This is a genomic window from Microbacterium sp. SORGH_AS_0454, assembly GCF_031453395.1.
Classification (GTDB): domain Bacteria; phylum Actinomycetota; class Actinomycetes; order Actinomycetales; family Microbacteriaceae; genus Microbacterium.
In genome coordinates, this window is record NZ_JAVIYS010000001.1 from 1,240,383 (window position 1) to 1,257,780 (window position 17,398).

At 69.4% G+C, this 17,398-nt stretch carries 16 protein-coding genes; 12 read left to right on the forward strand and 4 right to left on the reverse strand.

Translation table 11 applies throughout. The annotated features are described in order from the left end of the window. The first annotated feature begins 135 nt into the window (after window positions 1–135). The 3 genes from QE454_RS05720 to QE454_RS05730 all read left to right on the forward strand — a co-directional run bounded on the left by QE454_RS05720 (window position 136) and on the right by QE454_RS05730 (window position 4,929). On the forward strand, window positions 136–2,136 hold the full coding sequence (locus QE454_RS05720; RefSeq protein WP_307457148.1) for an Ig-like domain-containing protein: 2,001 nt from the start codon (window positions 136–138) through the stop codon (window positions 2,134–2,136). A gap of 107 nt (window positions 2,137–2,243) precedes the next feature. Continuing rightward, a complete protein-coding gene (locus tag QE454_RS05725) occupies window positions 2,244–3,029 on the forward strand; it encodes a hypothetical protein (RefSeq protein WP_307457145.1) in 786 nt (261 codons plus the stop codon). A gap of 376 nt (window positions 3,030–3,405) precedes the next feature. Next, the gene (locus tag QE454_RS05730; RefSeq protein ID WP_307457142.1) at window positions 3,406–4,929 is read left to right on the forward strand and encodes a hypothetical protein; all 1,524 of its coding nucleotides are present in this window, start codon (window positions 3,406–3,408) and stop codon (window positions 4,927–4,929) included. 156 nt (window positions 4,930–5,085) lie between these two features. On the opposite strand, the gene QE454_RS05735 is transcribed toward QE454_RS05730, so the two are convergent. Beyond that, on the reverse strand, window positions 5,086–5,520 hold the full coding sequence (locus tag QE454_RS05735; RefSeq protein ID WP_307457139.1) for a MarR family winged helix-turn-helix transcriptional regulator: 435 nt from the start codon (window positions 5,518–5,520) through the stop codon (window positions 5,086–5,088). A gap of 59 nt (window positions 5,521–5,579) precedes the next feature. Between QE454_RS05735 and QE454_RS05740 the strand changes: the two genes are divergently transcribed. Continuing rightward, window positions 5,580–6,335: an SDR family oxidoreductase gene (locus tag QE454_RS05740; protein ID WP_210075403.1), complete on the forward strand. Its 756-nt coding sequence runs from the start codon at window positions 5,580–5,582 to the stop codon at window positions 6,333–6,335. Window positions 6,336–6,390: 55 nt separating this feature from the next. On the opposite strand, the gene QE454_RS05745 is transcribed toward QE454_RS05740, so the two are convergent. Then, complete coding sequence (locus QE454_RS05745) at window positions 6,391–6,648, reverse strand: ATP-dependent DNA ligase (RefSeq protein WP_307457133.1); 258 nt, start codon at window positions 6,646–6,648, stop codon at window positions 6,391–6,393. 101 nt (window positions 6,649–6,749) lie between these two features. Further along, window positions 6,750–7,931 carry an ROK family transcriptional regulator gene (locus QE454_RS05750; protein WP_307457129.1) on the reverse strand — a complete coding sequence of 394 codons (1,182 nt, stop codon included), beginning with the start codon at window positions 7,929–7,931 and terminating at the stop codon, window positions 6,750–6,752. 150 nt (window positions 7,932–8,081) lie between these two features. Here QE454_RS05750 and QE454_RS05755 point away from each other — a divergent pair, with 150 nt between their 5' ends. The 8 genes from QE454_RS05755 to nagA all read left to right on the forward strand — a co-directional run bounded on the left by QE454_RS05755 (window position 8,082) and on the right by nagA (window position 16,147). Continuing rightward, window positions 8,082–8,852, forward strand: a complete 771-nt coding sequence (locus tag QE454_RS05755; RefSeq protein WP_210075409.1) for an amino acid ABC transporter ATP-binding protein — start codon at window positions 8,082–8,084, stop codon at window positions 8,850–8,852. Window positions 8,853–8,913: 61 nt separating this feature from the next. Beyond that, entirely contained in the window at window positions 8,914–9,867 is a 954-nt protein-coding gene (locus QE454_RS05760) for a glutamate ABC transporter substrate-binding protein (RefSeq protein ID WP_267788709.1), read from the forward strand. Window positions 9,868–9,945: 78 nt separating this feature from the next. Then, window positions 9,946–10,590 carry an amino acid ABC transporter permease gene (locus QE454_RS05765; protein WP_056224894.1) on the forward strand — a complete coding sequence of 215 codons (645 nt, stop codon included), beginning with the start codon at window positions 9,946–9,948 and terminating at the stop codon, window positions 10,588–10,590. Continuing rightward, window positions 10,587–11,453, forward strand: coding sequence for an amino acid ABC transporter permease (locus QE454_RS05770; protein ID WP_307457126.1), 867 nt, complete (start codon window positions 10,587–10,589; stop codon window positions 11,451–11,453). The genes QE454_RS05765 and QE454_RS05770 overlap by 4 nt, the downstream gene beginning before the upstream one ends. A gap of 35 nt (window positions 11,454–11,488) precedes the next feature. Beyond that, a complete protein-coding gene (locus QE454_RS05775) occupies window positions 11,489–12,499 on the forward strand; it encodes an asparaginase (RefSeq protein WP_307457123.1) in 1,011 nt (336 codons plus the stop codon). Further along, window positions 12,496–14,256, forward strand: a complete 1,761-nt coding sequence (locus QE454_RS05780; protein ID WP_309668550.1) for a copper homeostasis protein CutC — start codon at window positions 12,496–12,498, stop codon at window positions 14,254–14,256. The genes QE454_RS05775 and QE454_RS05780 overlap by 4 nt, the downstream gene beginning before the upstream one ends. Beyond that, the gene (locus tag QE454_RS05785) at window positions 14,253–15,023 is read left to right on the forward strand and encodes a glucosamine-6-phosphate deaminase (RefSeq protein ID WP_307457117.1); all 771 of its coding nucleotides are present in this window, start codon (window positions 14,253–14,255) and stop codon (window positions 15,021–15,023) included. The genes QE454_RS05780 and QE454_RS05785 overlap by 4 nt, the downstream gene beginning before the upstream one ends. After that, window positions 15,020–16,147, forward strand: coding sequence for an N-acetylglucosamine-6-phosphate deacetylase (gene nagA / locus QE454_RS05790; protein WP_307457114.1), 1,128 nt, complete (start codon window positions 15,020–15,022; stop codon window positions 16,145–16,147). Before QE454_RS05785 ends, nagA begins: the two co-directional genes overlap by 4 nt. Here nagA and QE454_RS05795 read toward each other — a convergent pair. Further along, entirely contained in the window at window positions 16,134–17,291 is a 1,158-nt protein-coding gene (locus tag QE454_RS05795) for a GTPase (RefSeq protein WP_210075419.1), read from the reverse strand. The genes nagA and QE454_RS05795 overlap by 14 nt on opposite strands. Window positions 17,292–17,398 lie beyond the last annotated feature (107 nt).

Consider the following 17,398-nt stretch of genomic DNA (forward strand, 5'->3'; position numbering starts at 1 on the left):
AATCGGGTCAGATATGGTCTTCGGTGTACTGATGCCCCGCGCGTCATCCCGTCTGCCCAACTCAGGAGAACCGCTATGCGCTCGCCCTCGTCAACATTCGCTCGTCGTGTCGTCGCGGGAGGTGTGGGCCTTGTCATGACCGCGGCGATGACCTTCGCCGGGGCGGTCACCGCGCAAGCGTCCGACACCTCATGCGACTCGGGTGTGTGCACGGTGACATTCGGCTACACCGGCTCCCCCGAATCCTGGACGGTGCCCGAGGGCGTCACCAGCGTCACGGCGACCGTGGCGGCCGGTTCAGGTGGACATGCAAAATTCGGAGATTTTCCCCTCGGGGCGGGCGAAGGGGGTCTGGGTGGCGTGGTGAAAGCGACGCTTCCCGTTATTGCCGGTGAGGATCTGGTCGCTACCGTGGGTGGCGCAGGCAAACCTGGCGTCGCCGACTACCAGGCGTCGGCCGCAAGGGGCGGCTATGGCGGCGGCGGATCAGCCGGCACGAAGAACTATTACGGTTCATACGGCAGCGGTGCAGGCGGCGGCGGAAGCTTCCTTGCCGGTGCCGGGTCGCTGCTCCTCGCGGCCGGCGGCGGCGGCGGGACCGGCGTTGCGCTCGTAGAGTCCGGGGGCAACACCATCGCCTACGCCGTGCCCGGCGGCCACGGCGGCTCCGCCGGCGCCGGTTCGTCCGGAAGCGACAGCAACACTACTTACGCATCCGGCCTCTCCGGAAAGGGGGCGACGGCCTCTGGCCCCGGCGCCGGCGGCTATAACTCGGTCGCGTATGTGGGCTCTTCCGGGAGCACGGCTGCCGCCTCCGGCGGGTCCTCTTTCGGGGTTGGCGGCGCCGGAGCGAACAACCCCAGCGGTCAAGGCCAATCCCTGACCGGCGCGGGCGGCGGCGGCGGCTATTACGGTGGCGGCGGCGGCGGAACCGATCCCTACTCGAGCATCGCCGGCGCGGGTGGTGGCGGGTCCGGGTTCGTCGCTGAGTCGGCGACGAATGTCAGCGCCCCATACAGCAACGCAGGCAACGGGAAGATCGTGATCACCTACACAGACCCGAAGGTCGCCACCACGACCGACCTGAAGGTCAGCGACAACCCGAACGACGCAATACCGACGGAGCTGACGGCAACCGTTTCCCCCGCCGCAGCGACCGGGACCGTGACCTTCAAAGACGGCAGCACCGAGCTGGGCTCGGCCACCCTCACCAGCGGGACCGCGACGCTGTCAAAGGTTCTCTCCGCCGGCACCCACACGATCACCGCCTCGTACACGGGCGACTCCTCCTACGGCCCCTCCACCGCGGATACCACCGTCACGGTGGCCACCTCCACGACCCCTTCGTTCAGTATCGACTCCTCCAGTAATGCCCCGGTCACCAAACGCGTCGTCGCCGGTGAGGCGTTCTCTTTCAGCGACCTGAAAGCAACCGGCACCCCCGCCCCCACCTACAGCATCGAAAACGACGACACCGACAGCACCGTCCTGCCCGACGGCGTCACCTTCACCAACGGCATCCTCGCCGGGTCCTCCACCCGCGCCGGCACCTGGAAGGTCAAGATCACCGCGACCAACAGCGTCGGCACCGCCACCGAGTACGTGAAGCTCACCATCGCCCCCGGCACCGCCACCGCTCTTGAAGCCCTCGTGTCTCCCGGCGACAGCAGCAGCACCACGCGGTGGGCCGTCGCCCCGGACGGGACCGTCGCCACGACGATCACCGCCAACCAGGGCGACTCGATCGTGTTCGACACGATGCCCGTCGACCAGTACGGCAACCCCACCACCCGAGGAAACGTTCAACCGGTGACCACCTCCAGCGTCGACACCGACACCATCACCTACGACCCGACCACGAACCTCACCACCGTGACGTTCAACCACGCCAGCCCGCACACCATCACCTTCAAGGTCGGGAACCTCACCAACTCCTTCACCGTCCAGGTCACCCCCACCGCCAGTGCAGGAACCGGCAACAGCAACAGCACCGCTGGAGCCGCATCCACCTCGAGCCACCTCGCCACGACGGGATCAGCTCCCTTCGCCCCCCTCGGGTTGGCACTCGGCATCCTCGCCGCCGGAATCGCGGTGACCCTGGTTCGCCGATACCGCACGACACGACGGTCGAGCTGACCGCCACAACGGAACGATCCAGGAGCCACTGCCCCCGCGGCAGTGGCTCCTGGCGTTCATGCGCGGAGCCGTCGCGCCTCCTCACGCTTGTTTCTAAAGTGGATGCCATGCGACGAACGCCGACGAAGGTCTCGGGGCTTGCTCTCGTCACGACCGCCCTCGTGCTGCTCAGTGCCTGCGCGCCGACGGCCGACCCCGGGGCGGCATCCGCCACCCCGACCGCGATCGGGTCGCAGACACCCACCGGCGCGACGGCCGTGTCGTCGCCGGAGGAATGCGACGACGTCGACCTCATCGCCGACGCGAAGGTCACGGGCGAGGCTCTCGCCGCCTGCGTGATCGCGTTCTCGCGGGCCGCCGGCAGCGGGCACCTGCACCTGCAGTCGGCAGATCTCACCGGGGAGGCCGACTTCCTCTTCGGCGACGCCCCGGCCACCTCGGGATCCTTCACCGGCTCCAACGGCACGCACGACTTCGTGCTCACGCCGACCGAAGCGTGGGTCAGCTTCGACGGCGCATGGGTGCGTGCCGACAAGACCAGCAGCGACTACCGCGCGGTGATCGCCGCCACGGTGGGTCAGGCGTATCGGGCCTTCGCCGACCCCTCGGCCGCCGCTGCGCTCCTCGCGGCGGCCCCAGGGTGGACCGTGCAGCCCGATCAAGACACCGTGTCGCTGCCCGACGGTACCGATGTGCGGGCGTGGAGGGTGCACGCCGACGGCTCCTTCTCGGCATTCGGGGTCGAGGTGACAGACATGACGGTGTGGCTGGGCCAAGGCCACCGCGTCGTGGCCATTCAACAGACGGGGGCGTTCGGCGGCATCGAAACCACCACGATGCAGCAGTTCACCGCGTGGGGCGAGCCGGTGAGGATCGAGGTTCCGAAGGGCTGAATGACAGGCCTGCGGAGGCACCCTGAGGTGAGCGGTTGTCGTCGAGCATCAGGCGGCGCGCACGACAGACACGAATTGTTCTGAGCCCTGGTCCACTCCGAACCCGCAGGACCGCCTCCTCCGTCATCGGCGAGCGCCGCTGTGGCCGCGCGTCGGCGTTGAGACCACCCCGGGCGTGCGCAGCTGCCCGGCGGGTGGAATCCATCATGGCCGCCTGCTTCGCACCTAACGTGTCGCGGTGCGAGGCAGGGTGAGCCGGTCCTCGGATATCTCCTGCCCACTATACGGTACATTTAGGTTTGAAACGGACTGAAACGGTTCGAATATGACGCGCGCGTGGCGACTCTGCGCGCGCCACGTTCAAGGAGAGGGAAATATGTCGCCCGTACGAAAAGCCACGTTCCGAGGGGTGGTGCGCTTGTCGGCCATCGCGGCCATCGTGGCTCTCGCCCTGGGCGCGACCTCACCCCAGGCCACGGCGGCGTATTTCACCGCGGGGAAGGCCGTGACGGGTAACTCGCTCACGGCAGCAACCCTCGAAGCTCCGGCAAACTTCCGCGACGACTGGTCCAGCGCGGCGGGCCACCAGCTTTCGTGGGCCGATGTCTACGGTCAGACCTGGGCAGCGGACAACCAGGTCACCACGGGAGTGACGTACCGCGTGACCAGGCACGTCGGGTCTTACGCCGCGCGCGACATCTACTCCGGCACAGGTCGGTCGTATACCGATTTGGATCCGAGGCCGTCGCATGTGCGATACGTATCTGTCGCCGCCGGCCAGCAGCACACGCTCGCTATCGACGAGAACGGCGCCATCTGGGCATGGGGTTCGGGGGGTCAAGGTGCGCTTGGAAACAACTCCACCGCAAACTCCTCCTCTCCCGTCAAGGTGATCCTCCCTGCAGGGAGAACGGCCAAGCAGATAGCGGCAGGAACTTGGTGGTCGGCCACACTCCTAGACGACGGGACCGTTTGGACCTGGGGTGCGAATGAGTCCGGTCAGTTAGGGATAGGGAACACGCAGGATCAGCTGCTCCCACAGCGAGTGTCATTCCCTAGCGGCGTCTCGATTCGCTCCCTCGCGAGCGTGTCGGGGTATACGGCATCAATGGGCGTCGTCGATACCTACGGGACGATGTGGATATGGGGAAACAACGTGACGGGCACGCTCGGCAACGGTTCCTTCACGAATAGCTCCGTCCCGATCCTCGTTCGCGACCTGCGAGTATCTTCGCTCGCGATACAGGGAGGGAATGCTATGGCAACCGGCCTGGACGGCCGTGTTTGGGCCTGGGGGCGGAATCGTTATGGCGCTGTGGGAAACCACAGCAACGTCGATCAGCCGACGCCCTACCATGTCGCGATCCCGAACGCTTCTCCCATTACCCAGGTCATGCCAGCCGCCTTCGGGGCCTCGTTCGTTCTGGAACAGAATGGCACCTTGTGGGCCTGGGGAACCGTAAAGGTGGACGGACACGAATGGCCCGGGGATCCCATCCAGGTACCGAAACCCTATCTGGATTCAGGTTCCCGAATCACGCAGGTGGCCGTGAACTACTACGGCCAGGTCGAAGCCCGCCTGGGTGATGGTCGGATGCTGCGACGAGGCAGCGACGCGAACGGATGGCTGTGGCTCGAGTTCGACAACACCCTGCGGGACACCTCGGTGACGGCGGTCGCAGTCGGAGGAACCTATACCTTCGCCTTGACGACGGAGTCGACCGGTAGCCGATTGTGGCAGTGGGCACCGGACGACGTACAACAGGTCTGGTCCCCGACGACCTGCCCCTACTCGACCCGAGCATCGGGTTCGTCTTGCGTATGGGACGGCGAACTGCTGTACACGCTCGATTACACCTACCAGAACTGGCGATCTGACTACAGCGTGGCGAACTACTGACCCGTGGACCGCGACCGTCCGCCTGATCGGCCCGGGCACCCGTGGACCTACGTCACACCCAGCATGCCCCCGTGCACGGGCGGCGAGGCACGGCCACCTCGCGGCGCACGAAGAACGGACCACCGGTGTTCCCGATCCGTCAGCTCGTGCGCGCGCTCAGCCGCCGTCGGCGATGCGTGACACGGTGCTCCAGAACATCTCACGCTCGGCAGGGGGGATCCGGTCGAAGAGCAGCCGTCGCACGGCGGTGGCGTGAGCACGGCGAGCCACGACGACGATGGCTCGGCCGTCCTCGGTGGCTGCGATCCAGCGCTCGGCACCGTTCTGTCGCCGACTGATGAGCCCGCGGCCTTCCATCCGACTCAGATGACGAGAGAGACGGCTACGCTCCCAGTCGAGTTGGTCGGCGAGATGCTGCTGGCGCAGCGAACCGCCCCCCTCTTCGACGAGTCGCGTGAGCACCGAGAAGTCCGACGCCGAGATCCCGGCGGAGTCTGCGATGGACTCCCCGACACCCGCCATGACTGCCTCTGCGGCTCGCTTCCAGGCGGTCCACCTCTTGCCCTCGTCGACGGTGAAGGTGTCAGGCATGACATCAGGATAAGGGCTTGCGTGTTGACATGTAAACGCGTTCCGTTCACCATGTTGTCATGTCAACACATCAGACAGTACTCATCACCGGCGGCTCCGCCGGCATCGGCCTCGCGCTCGCCCGGCGTTACCACCGGCGAGGAGACATCGTCGTGGTCACCGGCCGCTCCGTCTCGCGCCTCGACCGTTTACGGGTAGAGCTTCCCGGTGCCGTGACCTTCGCGGGCGACCTTTCGCGTCCGTCTGATCGCGAGGAACTCGCAGAGTCGATCGCGACCGATCACCCGAGTCTCGACGTGCTGATCAACAACGCGGGGATTCAGCGGCGGATCGGAATCGCCGATGACGATTCCCCGTGGTCGGAGAGGCAGGCGGAGATAGACATCCTCTTGGGAGCCCCCATCCACCTGACAACCTTGCTCACCCCACTCTTGCTGGAACGACCGGACGGTGCCCAGATCGTGAATGTGACGTCGGGTGGCGCTTTCATCCCGCAGCCGTTCGCCCCCACATACAGTGCCGCGAAAGCAGCCCTGCACAGCTACACCATGACTCTTCGGCATTCCCTCACGTCGACCTCCGTCTGCGTGACCGAGCTGATTCCCCCCGCGGTAGCGACGGGGCTCGCGGGCCCCGGCCTGTCCCACGGTGCCGACGTCGATTCCTTCGTGGATGCCGCGTTCGAGGGCATCACCGCGCGCCGAGAGGAAGTGGGTTTCGGACCGACGGCATCGGAGGAGTTCGGGCAGCGTCTGGCCGATGAGCGCGCACGCTTCGACGCCGCCTCCACCCGGTTCGCGGTGGCGACCTTCTAGAGGGCGCACCCGGTCGGTTTCGCGATTGGAGGGAGAAGGCGATCGGTCGGCGTCGTCAGCTCGTCAGTCCGGCGGGATCCGGGGCCTCCTCTCGGGGCTCCGGCACGATGCGCAGGCCCGCGGGGCTGCTCGCCGTGTACATCGGCGCCTCGAGCCACGTGCGATTGATGACCGGGGCTTTGTTGCCGCCGAACTTGAACACGAGCGTTGCGCCCGGGTGCACCCCCACCGACGAGCGTCCGCCGCCGACGGACTGATCTTCCTTCCATGAGAAGTAGAAGGGCTCTCCGCAGCGGAGTTTGTTGCCGATCACAATCTGGAGGTGAGCGAGGAGCCGGTCGTCGACGCAGCCCCGGACCTGCGTGCGCCCGCGCAACACCGCTCGCTTGCGCAGCCCCAGGAGGACGACGCGCGCTAAGCCGTCCGTAGCGCCGAACGAGCAGCCTCGGGGCCGAAAACGGCATCCAAGAACAGTCGCGCAGCTCCGAGGATGCCGCCCGTGCGCGGGTGGCGAGGCACGGCCACCTCGAGGTTCTCCGTCGCCATCGGCAGACAATCGGCCCACAGTTTCGACTTGATCGCGGCGATGAAGACGTCCGACGCACTGAGCGAGCCACCGACGACGAGCCGGTCGGGGGTGAAGAAGTTGACGATCGTGGCGAGGACGCCGCCGGTCATGCTGCCCGCCTCACGCAGAAGGCCGGTGGCGAGAGCGTCGCCGTTGCGCGCCAGGTCGATGACGGTCTCGACGTCGGAGACGTCCCGGCCGGCCTCCTGGGCCGCGCGGGTGAGAGCCGACCCGCTCGCCACCGCGTCCAGGCAGCCGACGCGCCCGCACGAGCAGGGCACGGGGGTCGCTCCAGGCACGGTGACGTGGCTGATGTCACCGGCAGCACCGCTCCGACCCGTGTAGAGCTGGCCTCCGGCGACGACGCCCGAACCGATGCCCGACCCGGCCTTGATGAAAACCTGATTGCGAGCGTCAGGGTTGCCCCCGACGAGTTCGCCGACGGCCATGCAGTTGGCGTCGTTGCTCGCGAGGGCCGGCACTCCGAGGATGTCGGAGAGAAGAAGGGCGACGTCGACGTCGTGCCACCCGGGCATGCGCGAAGGGGCGACGAGACGACCGGTCTCCGCCGACACCGGCCCCGGCAGCGCGATCGCCGCACCCGTCACCGTCGGGCCGCCGTTCGCCTCGGCCAGCGCGTCGAGTTCTCTCGCGACGCGGCGGAGAACGGCATCCGGACCCTCCGCCAGATCCAGCACGAGGTGCCGGTGGGCGAGGGAGATGCCGGCGTAGTCCACCAGCCCGATCGTGCTGCGCTCGACGCCGAGATCGATGCTGGCGACCGCCCCGAGGTCGCCGCGGATGGCGAGACGACGGGGTCGGCGACCGCCTCGCGAATCGTCGGTGCCGTCTTCGACGATGACACCGGACGCGATCAGCGGATCCACGCGTGCCGTGACGGTCGAGGGCGACAGCCCCGTGTGCGCGGCGAGCTCAGCGCGCGATCGTGCGGCGCCCGTGCGCAACGGCGTCAGCACCGCGAGGGTCTGCGAGCTGAAGGACGGCAGGGCGACGGATTGAGGCTGCACCCCTCCAGCTTAGTCCAAAGTTGGAGTATCTGTCTCGAATTATCTCTGTAACATGGCGTTGTTAGTTTGATTTCACCAACGACGCGGAAATCTCCTCCCGCGTCGGCTGTACCCGACATCGCGGCGAGTCCGCGGGAAGGATCTGCGCCCGTGTCGACGCCCGCATCACCCTCCGCCCCGGCGGCGGCGCCCCTCGTGGCGGTCCGCGAGGTGCAGAAGCACTTCGGTGACCACCACGTGCTCAAGGACATCGATCTCGACGTCGCCCGCGGCGAAGTCGTCGTGATCGTCGGCCCGTCGGGCTCGGGCAAGTCGACCCTCTGCCGGTGCTTGAACCGCCTCGAGACCATCACTTCGGGCACCATCACGATCGACGGCGTGCCCCTGCCGAGCGAAGGCCGCGGTCTCGCCGACCTTCGCGCCGAGGTGGGCATGGTCTTCCAGTCGTTCAACCTGTTCGCGCACCGCACGGTGCTCGACAACGTCGCCCTGGCCCCGCGCATCGTGTCGAAGGTGCCGCTGAAGAAGGCACGCGAAGAGGGTCTCGCCCTGCTCGATCGCGTGGGCATCGCCGACAAGGCCGACCGCTTTCCCGGCGAGCTCAGCGGCGGTCAGCAGCAGCGCGCCGCGATCGCCCGCGCGCTGGCGATGAAGCCCAAGCTCATGCTGTTCGACGAGCCGACCTCGGCCCTCGACCCCGAGATGGTCAGCGAAGTGCTCGACGTGATCACCTCGCTCGCCGAAGAAGGAATGACGATGGTCGTCGTCACGCACGAGATGGGTTTCGCCCGGCGTGCCGCCGACCGCGTCATCTTCATGGACGACGGCCGCATCGTCGAAGACACCACCCCCGAGCGCTTCTTCACCCGCGCCGAGAGCGACCGCGCGCGGGCGTTCCTGTCGAAGATCCTCGCCCACTGACATCCTCCCCGCCCCCGACGCGGCTCGCGCCGCACGCACCAGCAACCGAAAGGCAGTACCCGTGATCTCCTCTCGCTCGATCCTTCGCCGAGGCCTCGTCCTCTTGGCGTCCGCGGCCACGGTCGCGTCTCTCGCCGCGTGCTCGTCCGGCACCGCGGCCGTCCCCGGGTCCGACCCCAGCGCCTCGGCCAAGGCCAGCAGCCTCGAAGAGGTCTACGCCAACGCCCCCGTCGCCGACGCCGCGGCCCTCATCCCGGACTCGACGATGGCCAAGATCAAGGCGCGCGGCAAGCTCATCGTCGCGGAGGCCCTCGACGCTCCCCTGCTGTCGCAGCAGGACCCCACCAACCCCGAAGACGTCCAGGGCTTCGACGCCGACCTCGCGAAGATGCTGGCCATCTACATCCTGGGCGAGCCCAACGTCGAGATCGTCCCGCCGGCATCCGAGACGCGTGAGGCCCTCCTCGCCAACGGCACCGTCGACGTCGTCTTCAACACGTACACGATCACCGAGAAGCGCGCCGAGCAGGTCGACTTCGCGGGCCCGTACCTCGAGTCGGGTCTGGCCGTCGCCGTCCGCAGCGACAACACCGACATCAACGGCATCGACGACCTGGGCGGCAAGACCGTCATCGTCGGCGCCAACACCCCGGCCGTCACGGCCGTGCCCGAGAAGCAGCCCACCGCGACCATCGTGAGCTTCGCCACCGACCCGCAGGCCCTCCAGGCCCTGACCCAGGGCCGCGGCGACGCGTACGTGCAGGACTTCACCCTGCTCGCGAGCCACGCCATCGACGACAAGAGCATCAAGGTCGTCGGCCAGCCCTTCACCAGCGAGGCGTACGGCATCGGCCTGAAGAAGGACGACGCGCAGTTCAAGTCGTTCATCAACGACTGGCTGAAGAAGATCCAGGACGACGGCTCCTGGGCCAAGATCTGGGACGCCACCCTGGGCTCGGCCGTCGAGACGAGCGCTCCGACTCCCCCCGCGATCGGCAGCGTTCCCGGCTCCTGAGCCACCGACCGACCGGCGCCCGTTCCGCACATGACGGGCGCCGGTCTCCCTCTTCCCTCCCGCTCTCCTGAGGACCCCATGGACTTCTTCGCCTCGAGCGCCGGACCGATCGCGCAAGCGCTCGGAACGACGATCCTGCTCGCCGTCTCGGCCGGCATCGGGTCGATCGTGCTGGGCACGCTCGTCACCGCCGCGCGCATCAGCCCCGTGCCGGTGCTGCGCTGGGCCGCCTTCGCCTACGTGCAGTTCTTCGTCAACGTGCCTCTTCTGGTGCTGCTGGTGCTGGCGGTCTTCGCCTTGCCGGATGCCGGATTCCTCCTGCCCCTGACCCCGACGGCCATCATCGTGCTCACTCTCTACGAAGCGGCGTATGTCGCCGAGGCCGTGCGAAGCGGAGTGAACACCGTGAGCCGGGGCGAGATCGAGGCCAGCCGGGCGCTGGGCTTCTCGCTCGGTCAGACGCTGCGCGTGCTCGTCATCCCCCAGTCCTTGCGGGCCGCGATCCAGCCGATCGGCAACGTCATGATCGCCCTCACCATGAACACCGCCCTGGCCGCCGCGGTGGGCGTCGTCGAGCTGACGAGCGCGGCCAACAAGCTCAACCTCGTCGAGGCTCAGCCCATCCTGATCTTCACCGCGGCGGGGCTCATCTACATGGTGCTCGCGCTGGCGATCGGCCTCACCGCCGGCCGCCTCGAGAAGAAGCTGAGGATCCGCCGATGACCTCCACCCTTTCGCTCTACGACGAGCCGGGGCCCCGCACCCGCCGGCGCATCCTCATCTGGTCGATCGTCAGCGCCGTCGTCATCCTGGGTCTGATCACCCTCGCCCTCGTGCAGTTCGCGTCGAAGGGCCAGCTCGACAGCGACCGCTGGCTGCCGTTCCTCGACATCGCGATCTGGGAGTACCTCGGCGTCGGTCTGCTCGGCACGCTGCAGGCCGCTGCCCTGACCGCCGTGTTCGGCTTCGTGCTCGGCCTGCTGCTCGCGCTCGGGCGCCTCAGCCGCGTCCGCTGGATCAGCTGGCTCTGCACCGGTTACATCGAGATCGCCCGCACGGTCCCCGTGCTGCTGCTGATCTACCTCATGCTGTTCGGCCTTCCCCAGCTCGGCCTGAACTTCCCGGTGCTGTGGAAGCTCGTCATCCCGCTCACGATCGCCAATGCCGCGGCCTTCGCCGAGATCATCCGTGCGGGCGTCCTCGCCCTCCCGCGCGGGCAGGCCGAAGCCGGTCTCAGCCTCGGCATGACCCGCTGGCAGGTCGACCGCAAGGTGGTCCTTCCGCAGGCCCTGCGCTTCGTCGCACCCTCGCTCGTGGTGCAGCTGGTCAGCCTGCTCAAGGACACCTCGCTGGGCTACATCGTCGCGTTCACCGAGCTGCTGTACCGCGGCCAGGTGCTGTCGAGCTTCAACGGCCTGCTCATCCAGACCTTCGTGGTCGTGACCGTGATCTTCCTCGCACTCAACGGCGGCCTCTCGGGTCTCGCCGCCCGCCTGCAGAAGCGACCGGGCCGCCGCAGCCTCGCGACCCCCGCGAAGGTCGCTCCGGCCGGTCTCACCACCCCGAACGCCCCCGTCGACCGCTGACCCGCCCTTCCGCCCCGGCATCGAAAGAACCACCCATGACGTCCCTTCCCCCCGTCCCCTCCCCGCTGGCCGACCTCGCCGTCGTCATCCGTTCGGGTGTCGTCGAGAGCCGCCACCTCGGGTCGATCGCGGCCCTGGCGGCCGACGGATCGGTGGCCTGGCAGACCGGAAGCGGTGAGCAGATCCTGCCCCGCTCCACGGTCAAGCCCGTGCAGGCCCTCGCCTGCCTGCTCGCCGGTGCGGACATCGACGGCGCCGATCTCGCCATCGCCGCGGGCAGCCACACCGGCGAAGACGTGCACGTCGACGTCGTTCGCGACCTGCTGACCCGTGCGGGCCTCGACGAGAGCGCCCTCGCGTGCCCGGTCGACTGGCCCGAAGACGAGCCCACGCGCGAACGCCTCATCCGCGACGGCGAGCAGCGCTCACGTGTGCGCATGAACTGCTCCGGCAAGCACGCCGCGATGCTCCTCGCGTGCGCGGTCAACGGGTGGGACACCGCGACCTACCTCGACCCCTCGCACCCCCTGCAGCAGCTCGTGCGGTCGACGCTCGAGCGCCTCTCGGGCGAGACGGTCGCGTACGACGCCGTCGACGGGTGCGGCGCTCCGCTGTTCAGCGTCTCGCCGCTGGGCATCGCCCGCATCTTCCGTGCTCTCGTGATGGCTGCCCCCGGCACGCCGGAGCGGAGGGTGGCGGATGCCATGCGCTCCTTCCCCCGTTTCGTCGGCGGGGACCACCACGCCAACACCGACGCCATGCTGCGGGTGCCGGGGCTGCTGTCGAAGGGCGGCGCCGAGGGCGTGATCGGCATGGCCACTGCCGACGGTGCGGCGGTGTCGATGAAGATCCTCGACGGCAACCCCCGCGCGACGACCCTTGTCGCCTTGACCGTCCTCGAAGCGCTCGGCGCCGACATCTCGAGCGCGGGCGACCTCGTCGACCTGCCGATCCTCGGTGGCGGCGTTCCCGTCGGGTCGATCCAGGTCGGCGGCGACGTCCGCGCCTGGCTCGACGCCTCGATCGCTGCGGACACGGCACCGTGACGACCGCCGCAGGCCCGGCATCCCTCGTCGAGAAGTCCCCCGCGGGCGCCCGCGCCCTCGTGGAGATCTGTGTCGACGATCTCGCGGGGGTGCTCGCCGCCGAGCGCGCGGGCGCCGACCGCGTCGAACTCTGCGCCGACCTGCTCGAGGGCGGCACCACCCCCAGCTTCGGGATGATCGAGTCGGTCCTCGCCTCGGTGCAGCGTGTGGGCGTGCAGGTCATGGTCCGTTCGCGCGGCGGAGATTTCGTGTACTCCGCCGACGAGCTGCGCGTGATGCAGACGGACGCGCGCGCCATCGCCGTCCTCGCTCGGACCAGCAGCGTGCCCGTGGGCATCGTCTTCGGGGCACTCACCGCCGACGGGCACGTCGATGAACAGGCACTCGATGCGATCCGCGCGGCGGCTGGCGAGGTACCGATCACCTTCCACAAGGCTTTCGACGACACCGCCGACCTGTTCGACGCCTACGACACCCTCGCCCACCACGGCGTCGTCCGCGTGCTCACCTCGGGCGGCAAGGCCACGGCCCGCGAGGGAGCCGACGTGCTCGCCGGGCTCCGCGCGCGGTCGGAGGGCACCCGGATGCCGGCGGTGCTCGTCGGCGGTTCGGTCCGGGCCCACAACGTGGCGGCGCTGCTCGAGCGCACCGGCGCCCGCGAGGTGCACCTGCGCGCGCAGGTCGAGTCCGGCCGCGGGCACCTCGTCACCGACGAGTCCGCGATCCGCGAGACGGTCCTCGCCGTGTCTGCGAACACCCTCGCGTCGCACCCGGCCGTGATCGCGGTCGACATCGGCGGCACCTCCGCCAAGGGCGCCCTCGTCGACATCGACGGGCACGTGCTGCAGAGCTCCCGCGTCGCGACCGGCGGCTCGGGAGCCGCGACGGTCACGCGCATCGCCGAGCTCCTCAACGATCTCATCGCGGGAGCCGAGAGCCTGGGCCGCTCGGTCGTGGGGGCGGGTGTCGTCAGCCCCGGTCTCATCGACAGCGCCACCGGCACCGTCCGTTACGCCTCGACGCTCGGATGGACCGACGTCCCCCTCGCCCGGCTCCTGTCGGATGCCACGGGGCTCCCCGTCGCGGTCGACCACGATGTGCGGGCGGCCGGTGCGGCCGAACGGGCCTACGGCGCCGCCGCCGGGTCGCGCAACGTCGTCTTCGCCGCGATCGGCACCGGGGTCGCGGCATCCCTCACCTCCGACGGCCGCGCGGTCGAGGGGGCCATCTCGGGGGCCGGAGAACTGGGGCACATCCCGGTCGTGCCGGGCGGCGAGCTCTGCGCGTGCGGGCAGCGCGGCTGCCTCGAGGTGTACTTCTCGGGCGCGGGGCTGGCCCGGCGGTACGCGGCGAGCGCCCCGGTGTCCGACGGAGAGGCTCCGGATGCCGCGGCTATCATCGCCCGCATCGACACGGATCCCGTCGCCGCACGCGTCTGGTCGGAGGGGCTCGACGCCCTGGCCACCGGGCTCGCGACCCTCACGCTGCTGGTCGATCCCGAGGTGATCGTGCTCGGCGGCGGCGTCGCGCAGGCCGGTGACGCGTTTCTCGAGCCCCTCCGCGAGCGTCTGTCTGCGGCTCTCGCGTGGCGCGAGGCCCCGCGCCTGACGACCGCCGCCCTCGGCACGCACGCCGGCCGGATCGGAGCCGCGATGCTGGCCTTCGAGGCGGCGCAGCGACCCGAGGTCGTCCGCTCGTGGACCGCGCCTGTCATCCTGGCTGAGCCGACCCCCCTCGAAACGGAGACCCGCGCGTGACCGAGATCGCGATCGTGAAAGACCAGGCGGATGCCGGCCGCATCGCCGCCGACCTGATCGTCGCCGCGCTGGGTCGCCGCGTCGACCCGACGTTGGGACTGGCGACCGGTTCGACGCCCCTCCCGGTGTGGGCGGCCCTGGCCGAGCGTTCACTCGACCTCTCTGCCGTGCGCGGCTTCGCGCTCGACGAGTACGTGGGCCTGCCCGCCGGGCACCCCGAGAGCTATCGCGCCGTGGTCGACCGCGACATCGTCGGCCCGCTCGGACTCGACCCCGCGCTCGTGCGGGTACCCGGAGACGACGACGGTCCACTGGCCGAGGCCGGCGACCGCTACGAAGCCGCTATCGCCGCGGCGGGCGGGATCGACCTGCAGATCCTCGGCATCGGCCGCACGGGGCACATCGGGTTCAACGAGCCGGGCTCGTCGCTCGCGTCGCGCACCCGTCTCAAGGCGCTCACGCCCGCGACCCGCGCCGATAACGCGCGGTTCTTCGACAGCATCGACGACGTGCCCACGCACTGCCTCACCCAGGGCATCGGCACGATCCTCGACGCGGGAGTGCTCGTCCTGCTCGCGTTCGGCGAGTCGAAGGCCCCCGCCGTCGCCGCGGCGGCCGAGGGTCCGCTGACCTCGTCGTGTCCGGCATCCGCCATTCAGCTGCACCGCCGGGCTGTGGTGATCGTCGACGAGGCCGCCGCCTCGCAGCTCGAGCATCGCGACTACTACCGCTTCGCCTGGGACCACCGCGAGATCGCCACGACATGAACGCCGACGTGCTGTTCACCGGCGCTCGGGTGGTCGACGCTCGGCGCGACCTGCCCGACGCCTGGGTGCGGGTGCGTGACGGCCTGATCGTCGAGGTGGGCACGGGGCCCGCTCCGAATGTCGCCGAGCGCATCGACCTGGGCGGGGCGATCCTGACCCCCGGCCTGATCGACCTGCACGTGCACGGGGGCGGCGGGCACGCCTTCGACGACGGAGCGGATGCCATCACCGCCGGCGTCGCCGCCCACCGCGGCCACGGCACGACGGCGACCCTGGTCAGCCTGGTCTCGTCTCCGCTCGACGTTCTGCGTCGGCAGCTCTCCGCCGTCGAGATCGCGCGCCGGTCCGATCCCGGGATTCTGGGGGTACACCTCGAGGGGCCCTGCCTGTCGCCCGCCCGACGCGGAGCGCACGACCCCGGCGCGCTCGCTTCGCCCGACGCGCGGTTCCTCGAACTGGTGCGAGATGCCGAGCCCGGCCTGATCCGCCAGGTCACCCTCGCCCCCGAACTCCCCGGGGCGCTCGACGCGATCACGGAGCTCGTCGCCCGCGGCATCCGCGTGGCGATCGGTCACACCGAGGCCGACTACGGCCTCACGCGCGAGGCCTTCTCGCGCGGTGCCACCCTCCTTACCCACGCGCTGAACGCGATGCCCGCCATCGGCCACCGCCACCCCGGTCCCGTGCCCGCCGCGCTCGAAGACGACCGCGTGACGCTCGAGCTGATCCTCGACGGCGTGCACGTGCACCCCTCGGTCGCGCGCCTGCTGCTGACCGCGGCGCCGCAGCGGGTGGCTTTGATCACGGATGCCATGGCCGCCGCCGCCCACCACGATGGCGCGTACCGACTGGGTGAGCTCGACGTACGCGTCACCGACGGCCGCGCGCTGCTCGACGACGGCGTCACCATCGCGGGGTCCACGCTGACGCTCGATCTCGCGGTGCGCACGGCTGTCGTCGACCTCGGCCTGAGCGCCTCGGATGCCGTGGGGGCGGCGACCGCGGTGCCCGCTGCGGCATTGGGCGACTCCTCGCGCGGGCTGCTCGAGCCCGGCATGCGCGCTGACCTCGTCGCGTGGGACGCGGACTGGCGGGTGCAGCGGGTGTGGCTCAGCGCTTCGTGACGCGCCGCTCGAGCAGCTTCTTCGCCACGTCCATGAAGTTCGGCGCGTACTTCGCCCACTCCTGATCCAGCTTGCGCACGTCGATCTTGCCGGTGTGCAGCAGTTCGCAGATCTTCAGCCAGCTCTCGCCGGTCGCCGCGGTCAACGCGCCCGCCACCGCGGCGTTCACCACGATGCCGGCGCCGGGGATCAGCTTGAGGAAGCTCGTCGCGAGCGCACGACCGGCGACCTGCACGCCGAACTGCGCGAGCGCTCCGGCCGAGAGCATCGTCTTGACCTCGAGGTCGTAGATCGCGGCGATGCGTCCCATCATCGTGAGCTGGATCGGCGCCAGCGTGACAGCATCCGAGACAGGAAGCGGAACGGATGCCGCTCCCGCAGCCGCTGCGGCCGCCGCGGCGATGATCGGGCGCGCCATCTCGCGCTTCCACGGGAGGTTGAGGCGCTGTGCGATGCGAAAGGCGTCCTTGTCGCGCTCGGGGGCGAGCTCGAGGGTCTGCGTGACAAGGTCACCGAGGCCGTGCCCCTTCCCCTTCCCGTGCTTGTCCCGGGTCGAGGTGAGGATGACCTGCCGGTAGGGGATCCGCAGCCGTTCGCCGGTGTTCGCGTCGACGGGGTCGTTGAGCCAGTCGACGAACGCCTCGACGTCTTTCGCGACGCTCTGGTGCCCGGTGATCGGGTTCTTGATCCAGTCGACCTTCGTCAGCACGAGGATCACGGGCAGCCCCCGCGCGTCGAGCTCGCGGATCATGGCGATGTCGGCCGGGGTGAGGCGGTCGTCGTTGGCCTTCACGCAGTACCAGACGACCGAGATCTGGTGGTCGCCGGGGTGGGCGGCGATCGCATCGAGGTGGTTGCGCAGCTGCTGGTCGGGCGGGATGGGCGAGCCGATCTCGAACCCCTCGACGTCCCAGATGCCGAGCGAGTCGTCGCTGTAGAAGTGCACGCCACGGGTGACCGGCAGGCCGCGCCCCACCTTCGCCCAGTCGCGCCCGAAGACGGCGTTGACGAGGGAGGACTTGCCCACGCCCGAGGCGCCGACGATCGCGAGGTTGAACCGGCCGTAGCGCGACTTCGCCTCGGAGCTCGCCTCGATGAAGGCCTTCTGATCGAGGTCGGGTGTGTCGGCGTTCTTCTTCGCCATGGTGTGGCTTACCCCCGGTGACTCACTGCGCGACCCGCGGCTGCGGGATGGATCGAATCTACGGGGCGAGGCCCGTTGCGGGCGCCGCGAGGGGTGCCCCTTGCGCG

Excerpts from the sequence above, each read along its gene's own strand:
- QE454_RS05720 (WP_307457148.1), top strand. The coding sequence starts at position 136 with ATGACCGCGGCGATGACCTTCGCCGGGGCGGTCACCGCGCAAGCGTCC.
- QE454_RS05725 (WP_307457145.1), top strand. The coding sequence starts at position 2,244 with ATGCGACGAACGCCGACGAAGGTCTCGGGGCTTGCTCTCGTCACGACC.
- QE454_RS05730 (WP_307457142.1), top strand. The coding sequence starts at position 3,406 with ATGTCGCCCGTACGAAAAGCCACGTTCCGAGGGGTGGTGCGCTTGTCG.
- QE454_RS05735 (WP_307457139.1), bottom strand. The coding sequence starts at position 5,520 with ATGCCTGACACCTTCACCGTCGACGAGGGCAAGAGGTGGACCGCCTGG.
- QE454_RS05740 (WP_210075403.1), top strand. The coding sequence starts at position 5,580 with ATGTCAACACATCAGACAGTACTCATCACCGGCGGCTCCGCCGGCATC.
- QE454_RS05765 (WP_056224894.1), top strand. The coding sequence starts at position 9,946 with ATGGACTTCTTCGCCTCGAGCGCCGGACCGATCGCGCAAGCGCTCGGA.
- QE454_RS05770 (WP_307457126.1), top strand. The coding sequence starts at position 10,587 with ATGACCTCCACCCTTTCGCTCTACGACGAGCCGGGGCCCCGCACCCGC.
- QE454_RS05775 (WP_307457123.1), top strand. The coding sequence starts at position 11,489 with ATGACGTCCCTTCCCCCCGTCCCCTCCCCGCTGGCCGACCTCGCCGTC.
- nagA (WP_307457114.1), top strand. The coding sequence starts at position 15,020 with ATGAACGCCGACGTGCTGTTCACCGGCGCTCGGGTGGTCGACGCTCGG.
- QE454_RS05795 (WP_210075419.1), bottom strand. The coding sequence starts at position 17,291 with ATGGCGAAGAAGAACGCCGACACACCCGACCTCGATCAGAAGGCCTTC.